Source organism: Pseudomonas brassicae (assembly GCF_010671725.1).
Taxonomy (GTDB): domain Bacteria; phylum Pseudomonadota; class Gammaproteobacteria; order Pseudomonadales; family Pseudomonadaceae; genus Aquipseudomonas; species Aquipseudomonas brassicae.
This window is the reverse complement of record NZ_JAAHBU010000048.1, coordinates 1-3,733: the sequence shown is the minus strand read 5'-3', so window position 1 is coordinate 3,733 and position 3,733 is coordinate 1. Positions and strand designations below refer to the sequence as shown.

General features: G+C 66.5%; 4 protein-coding genes. All 4 read left to right on the top strand.

Going from position 1 to position 3,733, the window contains the following annotated elements:
• A partial coding sequence (locus G3436_RS04665; protein WP_243667010.1) for an NEL domain-containing protein occupies nucleotides 1-924 on the top strand: 924 nt, incomplete at its 5' end.
• On the top strand, nucleotides 921-1,448 hold the full coding sequence (locus G3436_RS04660; RefSeq protein WP_163941832.1) for a hypothetical protein: 528 nt from the start codon (nucleotides 921-923) through the stop codon (nucleotides 1,446-1,448). The genes G3436_RS04665 and G3436_RS04660, both read left to right, overlap by 4 nt.
• 318 nt (nucleotides 1,449-1,766) lie before the next feature.
• A complete protein-coding gene (locus tag G3436_RS04655) occupies nucleotides 1,767-3,416 on the top strand; it encodes an AMP-binding protein (RefSeq protein ID WP_163941830.1) in 1,650 nt (549 codons plus the stop codon).
• 9 nt (nucleotides 3,417-3,425) lie between these two features.
• Nucleotides 3,426-3,733, top strand: a 308-nt coding sequence (locus tag G3436_RS04650) for an SDR family NAD(P)-dependent oxidoreductase (protein WP_163941828.1), incomplete at its 3' end; no start/stop codon positions are given.

The following is a 3,733-nucleotide window of genomic DNA, read 5'->3' as shown; positions in this document are numbered from 1 at the left end:
CGGCGTATCCGCGAGCAGCAACTGGACGCGCAGGGCGCGATGGTGCAACCGGTGTCGGCCTCGCAGCGGCGCGAGCGCTGGCTGGCGCTGTCCGGGCCCGAACAGCAGACCGCGCGTGCCAACCAGTGGGATAGCCTGCTGGCCGAGCACGGCTCACAGGATTTCTTCCAGTTGCTTGGGCAACTCACCGAGACCGCCGACTTTCAGCGCACCCGTGCCGACCTCGATGGGCGCGTGTGGCGCTTGATCGAGGCGGCCATTGAGAGCACGCCGTTACGCGAGCAAGTGTTCGAGCTGGCGGCCAGCCCCACCACCTGCGTCGACAGCGTGGCGTCGAGTTTCAGCGCGCTGGAGGTGCATTTTCTGTTGTTCCAGACCCGTGCCCTGGCGACGGCGCAGAGCCAGGGCGCGGCCCTGTTGGCGTTTGCGCGGCGCTTGTTTCGGCTGGACCAGTTGGAGCAGTTTGCCCGTGCCGACATGGTCAGTCGTGTGCACGAGGGGCGCGACGTCGATGAAGTGGAGGTCAGCCTGGCATACCGGGTGCGCCTGGCCCGTGCCCTCGACTTGCCTGGGCAACCGCGCAACATGCAATTCGGCGAAGTGGCGGCGGTGTCGCCTGCCCAACTGCGTGCGGCTACCGACGCGGTGCAGCGCGCCGAGGCCAGTGCAGCGCTCGCACGCTTTATCAGCACGCGGGACTTCTGGCTTGAGCACCTGCGTGCCGTTGAAGGCCGGGCCTTCAGCGACGTCGAGGCGCGGTTCTGGTTGCAACTGGAAGCATTGAGCGAACGTCAGCACAGCCTGCCCGAAGGTGACTACCTCAGCCAGATGAACCAGTTGGGGCGCGAGCGTGAAGAGGCCCTGCAGGCCTTGGCGCTGCGCCTCACCCTGGCAGCCCTGCAGCGTGAGGTCGGCAACCCATGAGCGCAGACTCCACACCCACTGCACCTGCTCTGGCAACCGATCAGGCGGCTGTCGATGCCTTTCTCGCGGCACAGGCACCCAGTTGGTTGAGCACCGCGTCGCACGATCGCCTGGTACAGCTGAGCGCGGGCCTGAATGCCCACCGGGCACTGCAGGCACAGGTTGAACAGCGGCTGGCGCGCATTCAACCGGCAGAACGCTTCTGTGAAGGGCTGCTGCGTCAGGCGCTGGCCACGCAAGCCATTGCCGTCAGCGAGCCTGGGCAACTGCTGTTTGTATCGGGGCTCGGGGCTCTGCAGACCGTGGCCCTGACCGCCTCGCTGGCGGCAGGCGGTACGGCGGCTAGCGGTTTTTTCAAGCGCTCGGCGTTTGTCGACCAGTTTGCAGCCGGTGGTGCTGGAGGACGGCCGCCAGCGCTTGTGGCATGCCGACCTGGCGGGGTAGCGCACTATCGCTCCGGCAGGTGTAGAGGTACGCGAAGACGGTCTGCTCGCCGCGGGCGAGACGTTGTTGCTGGAGCATGACGGGCACCGTTACCCGGTCGAGCATCGACAAGGCCGTTGGGGCCTGCGCCATTCCGAGCACGCCGAGGCCTATGCACCGATCTACATCAGATGGGCCGCCTTGCCAGTGACCGTGAGGCGGCGCTGCGCCTGACAGATGCGGCGCTGGCCGCCGCCGGGACGTCAGCCAGCACGCTGCATTGAGCTGCGCCGGGCGCCGGGCAATGGCCAAACCAGTCATCCAGATTGACAGCTTTGACCATTGTCCCGCTGCGCGTGCGGCGCGACTATCGTCAGACCATTCGATTACTCAAACAACAACAAGCGAGGAGTCTGGCGATGCGTGACTACAGTGGCGCGGCAGGTAGCTTCAATTACGCGCAAACCGCGGCTTCGAGCCTGCATGGCAGCCTCGAAGCGCTCAACGCGTGCGTAGAGTGTTGTGACCGACATGTGGCCGGTGGCGGTGTTGCGTTGTACTGGGAAGGCCGTGACGGGCACAGCGCTGCGTACACCTTTGCGGCGCTGCAGGCCCAGGCCCAGCGCATGGCCAACGTCCTCAAGGCCGAAGGCGTGGGGCCGGGCGATCGCGTGGCAGGGTTGCTGCCGCGTACCGTCGAGCTGCTGGTCACGGTATTGGCCACCTGGCGCCTGGGCGCGGTGTACCAGCCACTGTTCACGGCGTTCGGGCCCAAGGCCATCGAGCACCGCCTGCACGGGGCTGGCGCCCGGATAGTGGTCACCGACCGCGCCAACCGCCCCAAGCTCGACGAGGTGCAGCACTGCCCGCGCATCATTACCGTGGATGCCGACTCGCAGTCTGGCGACCTGGACTTTCAAGCCGCGCTGCAGGCCGCCAGTGCGCAGTGCCCCGCGTACATGCTGAGCGGCGATGCGCCGTTTCTGCTGATGTTCACCTCCGGCACCACCGGCCCGGCGAAACCGCTGGAGGTACCGTTGCGGGCCATTGTCGCGTTCCAGGGCTACATGCGTGATGCCATCGACTTGCGCCCGCAGGATGCGTTCTGGAACCTGGCCGACCCTGGCTGGGCCTATGGGCTCTACTACGCGGTCACCGGGCCGTTGGCGCTAGGTCATGCGACCACCTTCTTCGATGGCCCGTTCAGCGTCGACAGCACCTGTCGGGTAATCAACAAGTACGGCATCACCAACCTGGCCGGTTCACCGACCGCCTATCGCATGCTGATTGCTGCCGGCGAGGCGTTTTCGGCACCGATCAAGGGCCGCCTGCGGGTGCTCAGCAGTGCCGGTGAGCCGCTGAACCCGCAGGTGATTCGCTGGTTTGCCGAGCATCTGCAGGTGACCATCCACGACCACTACGGCCAGACCGAGCTGGGCATGGTGCTGTGCAACCATCATGGGCTGGAGCACCCCGTGCACATGGGGGCCGCTGGTTTTGCGGTGCCAGGGCACCGGATCGTGGTGCTTGACGAACAGCAGCGCGAATTGCCGGCAGGGCAACCCGGCACCCTTGCGGTGGACCGCGAGCAGTCGCCGCTGTGCTGGTTTGGTGGCTATCACGGCGGGCCGACCCGGGCGTTTGTCGGCAAGTATTACCTGAGCGGCGACACGGTCGAGCTCAACCCTGACGGCAGCATCAGCTTCGTCGGTCGCAACGACGATGTGATCACCACCTCCGGCTACCGGGTCGCGTTCGACGTGGAGAGTGCATTGATCGAGCACCCGAGCGTGATCGAGGCCGCGGTGGTGGGCAAGCCCGACCCGGAGCGTACCGAACTGATCAAGGCCTTTGTGGTACTGGCCACAGGCGTGGAGGGTAGCGAGGCGCTGGCCGAAAGCCTGCGCCAGCACGTGCGCCAGCGTCTTTACGCGCATGCCTACCCGCGCGAAATCGAATTTGTCAGCGAGCTGCCCAAGACCCCGAGCGGCAAGCTGCAGCGTTTCATCCTGCGCAATCAGGAAATAGCCAGACAACACGCCGCGCTGACGCCAGCCGTCAGCGCCTGAGGAGCTTTCATGCACATTGCCAACAAGAATTTCATCGTCAGCGGCGCCGCCTCCGGGCTCGGCGCCGCCACGGCCGAGATGCTCATCGCCGCGGGCGCGCGGGTGATGCTGGTCGACCTGAACGCCGACGCCGTGGCGGCCAAGGCCGCTGCGCTCGGTGACCAGGCCCGCTTCGCAGTGGCCGACATCAGCCAGGAGGCCGCTGCCAAGGCGGCGGTGGAGGCTGCCGTCAGCGCTTTCGGCGGCCTGCACGGGCTGGTCAACTGTGCCGGCATCGTCGGCGCCGAGAAGGTGCTGGGCAAGCAGGGGCCGCATGG